The organism is Pseudonocardia lacus (assembly GCF_018531445.1).
Lineage (GTDB): Bacteria > Actinomycetota > Actinomycetes > Mycobacteriales > Pseudonocardiaceae > Pseudonocardia > Pseudonocardia lacus.
In genome coordinates this window covers 1-3,431 of the sequence record NZ_JAHDTH010000386.1, presented here as the reverse complement: position 1 = coordinate 3,431, position 3,431 = coordinate 1, and the positions used below count along the sequence as shown (strand labels likewise).

General features: G+C 74.7%; 3 protein-coding genes. 2 read left to right on the top strand and 1 reads right to left on the bottom strand.

What is annotated here, in order from left to right; translation table 11 throughout:
• Window positions 1–50: 50 nt before the first annotated feature.
• Window positions 51–1,571 carry a glycosyltransferase family 4 protein gene (locus tag KIK08_RS38190; protein ID WP_250558633.1) on the bottom strand — a complete coding sequence of 507 codons (1,521 nt, stop codon included), beginning with the start codon at window positions 1,569–1,571 and terminating at the stop codon, window positions 51–53.
• A gap of 105 nt (window positions 1,572–1,676) precedes the next feature.
• Here KIK08_RS38190 and KIK08_RS38185 point away from each other — a divergent pair, with 105 nt between their 5' ends.
• Window positions 1,677–2,420, top strand: coding sequence for a class I SAM-dependent methyltransferase (locus tag KIK08_RS38185; protein WP_214408186.1), 744 nt, complete (start codon window positions 1,677–1,679; stop codon window positions 2,418–2,420).
• A gap of 57 nt (window positions 2,421–2,477) precedes the next feature.
• Window positions 2,478–3,431: cell envelope lipid trafficking protein PgfA (pgfA, locus tag KIK08_RS38180; RefSeq protein ID WP_250558631.1), on the top strand; the 954-nt coding region annotated here is incomplete at its 3' end.

The window sequence follows — 3,431 nt, the reverse complement described above, 5'->3', positions numbered from 1 at the left end:
GGGCCGGCGCCCGCCCCGGCCGTCGCCGCGTTGCCGCAGGTCGTGGCCGGTCACTGGCTGGTCCTGCTGCGGGTGCCGGGCGCGGTCGCGCCGTCCTCGGCGGCGCCGGCCGCGGTGGCCGCCGTGCTCGGGGCGCACGGGGTCGCGCTCGTCGCCGTCGTGGCCGCCGCGGTCGTCACCACGGGGGTTACCGGCGGGTTGGGGTTGCGATCGGACGCGTTGTCAAGAGCGGCGGAGCGGGTTACGGTCTGCGCCCGTCGGAACCGGGGAAGGCGGGACAGGGCATGAAGTCGATCGCTGGGGTAGTCGTCGCGGTGGCTCTCGGAGCAGTTCTCGGGGTCGCGGCCGTGTTCGCCGCGGGCGCGGCGCTGAACCCCGACCAGGCCGCGGCGCAGAGCGAGACGGTCGCCGAGGTCAACTACGGTCAGCGCTGAGCCGGGGCCGTGCGCGGCGTCCCGGGCGGGCGCCGCGCCGGTGACCCGGCTCAGCACCGCGGCGAAGCCGCCGATGCTCTCCGCCCAGGTGTGGCGGGCGGCCTCGCGGGCCGCCGCCGTGCCGAGCGCGCCCCGCACCGACGGGTCGCCCAGTAGCCCGTCCACCGCGGCGACCATCCCGTCGAGGTCGTCGACCAGCAGGCCGGTGCGCCCGTCGAGCACCGAGTCGCGCACGCCGCCCGCCGAGCGGTAGGCCACCGTGGGCACGCCGTGCCCGGCCGCCTCGGTGATCACGATCCCCCAGCCCTCCTTGACCGAGGGGCACAGGTGCAGCCACGCCGCCGCCAGCAGTTCGTGCTTGGTCCGCTCGTCGACGTGGCCGTGGAAGCGCACCCGGTCCGCGACGCCCAGTTCGGCGGCGCGCTCGCGCAGCCGCGGTGCCCACCAGCCGTCGCCCACCACGTCCAGGCGCAGGTCCGGCCGGTGCCCGCGCAGCCGCGCGACCACCTCGATCGCGTGCTCGACCCGCTTGTGCGGCACCAGCCGGCCCAGCACGACCAGGCGCGGGTGCGGGTCGGTCCCGGTGTCGACGGCCGGGGTGGCGTCGCGGCCGTTGGGCACCACGGTGATCCGCCGGCGCGCCACGCCCAGCCCGACGAGCTCGTCGGCGGTGCTCGGCGAGACGGTCACGTAGCGGCAGCGGCGGTAGAGCCGGGGCGCCACCCGCGACTCCAGCCACCAGCCCAGCCCGCCCACGACGCGCCCGAACAGGATCCGCCACTGCTCGCGGTGCACGTGGTGGACCAGGACGACCACCCCGGAGCGGGCCACCAGCGGGGAGCCGAACGGCACGCCGTTCTGCACGTCGACGACGGCCCGGGGGCGCAGTCGCACGAGCTGCAGCAGGCCGTGCGGGTAGACCGTCAGCCGCCCGCCCCGGCGCAGCACCCGGACCCCGCCGACCCACTCCTCGCGGGGCGCCCGACCGTGCGCAGCGCACAACAGGGTCACTCGCAAGCCCGTCGCGGCGAGCCCTTCGGCGACCCGGTGCACGTACCGTTCGGATCCGCCGCCCTCGGGGTGGGTGGCGTCGCGCCAATTCAGGAACAGCACGTCGGTGCTTGCCGCCTTTGGCATGCTGCGCACGTTACCGTTCAGTAGGTTACCCACCAGTACTGCATTTGGGTCCATATCGGAGGCTGAATGTCGCACATTGCCCGCCGAGCCACGCTCAGTCGCGCCGTGCGCTTGTTCCGCGCTTTCCTGCGCGAGCAGACCGATCCCGACCACTTCTACGCGGTGCTGGCCGCCGACTCGGTGGGCCAGCTCGCCGAGCACGTGCCGCTGCGCGGACGCAGCCTGCTCGACGTCGGCGGCGGCCCCGGCTACTTCGCCGACGCCTTCCGCGCCGCGGGCGCCGGCTACGTGGGGCTGGACCCCGACGTGGGCGAGCTGTCGGCGCGCGGCGCCCCGGCGCCGGGCATGGTCCGCGGCAGCGGGCAGGAACTGCCGGTGCGCACCGGATCGGTGGACATCTGCTACTCGTCCAATGTGCTCGAGCACGTGCCGTCACCGTGGCGGATGGCCGCGGAGATGGTCCGCGTCACCCGCCCGGGTGGCGTCGTCTTCCTGTCCTTCACGCCGTGGTGGTCGCCGTGGGGCGGCCATGAGACCGCTCCGTGGCACTACCTCGGCGGCCACCGGGCCCGCGCCCGCTACCGCGCGCGGATGGGCCGCGAGCCCAAGAACCGCTTCGGGGAGTCGCTGTTCGCGGTGTCGGTCGGGGGCGCGCTGCGCTGGGCGCGCACCCGCCCCGACGTCGAGGTCGTGGCCGCGCTGCCGCGCTACCACCCGTGGTGGGCGCACTGGGTGGTCGCGGTGCCGCTGCTGCGCGAGGTCGTTTCCTGGAATCTGGTCCTCGTGCTGCGCAAGCGCGTGGCGGAGGGTCCGGGATTGGGTGTTGGCAACCGCACTACCGGTGAGTAACCTGCCCCGAGGCCGCCCCGCTGCGGCCACCGGCTTCAACGCTGAAGGGCGCATTCGATGCAACGTCGCTCGATCGGTCTCGCGCTGCTCGGAATCGGGGCATTCTGCGCCGTGGCGGCGGTGGCGGTGCGGTTGTTCCTGGTGCCGCAACTGGTGGTGCTCCCGCTCGACCAGGACGGGTCGAGCGTGGCGACCGGCACCGGCGTCACGGTGTTCTACCCCGGCGACCTCGAGCAGCGCAGCGGGGTCAGCGTGCGGGCCGGTCGCGACGTCATCGGCGACCCCCGCGCCCCCGACGCCGGCCCCGACGTGGCCGTCTGGACCGCGTCGCTGCTGATCACCGACTCGGAGGGCGCGCTCATCGGCGTCACCGAGGACCGCGTCTGCCTCGACCGGCACACCGCGCAGGCGGTGCAGCCGTGCGCGTCCGAACGGCTCAACGGCGACAACCGGGTCAGCCACTCCGGGCTGTCCTACACGTTCCCGTTCGGCGTCGAGCAGCGCGACTACGAAATGTTCGACACCACCGCGCAGCGCCCGTTCCCGGCGCGGTTCGTGGGCGAGGAGCAGATCGAGGGCACCACGGTCTACAAGTTCGAGCAGGAGGTGCCCGAGACGGTCACCGAGCGCCGCGAGGTGCCGGCCCAGCTCGCCGGCGGCGTCGAGGGCACCGGCGACGTGGCGGTCGAGCGCATCTACACCAACGTCCGCACCGTGTGGGTGGAGCCGACCAGCGGCGTGATCGTCAACGGCCAGGAGCAGCAGCGCCAGTTCTTCCGCACCCCCGACGGCACCGAGGGCGTCACCCTCATCGAGGGCACCCTGCGCTTCGACGACGAGACCGTCGCCGCCGGCCTGGCCCGCGCGCTCGACGCCAGCAACCGGATCACCCTGATCACCACGACGCTGCCGATCGGCCTCGGTGTCGTCGGGCTGCTGGCCCTGGTCGGCGGGGCGCTGCTGGTGGGCAGCGCGCAGCGCGGGGCGGCCCCGGCCCGCGGCCGGCACGCC

Excerpts from the sequence above, each read along its gene's own strand:
- KIK08_RS38190 (WP_250558633.1), bottom strand. The coding sequence starts at position 1,571 with ATGCCAAAGGCGGCAAGCACCGACGTGCTGTTCCTGAATTGGCGCGAC.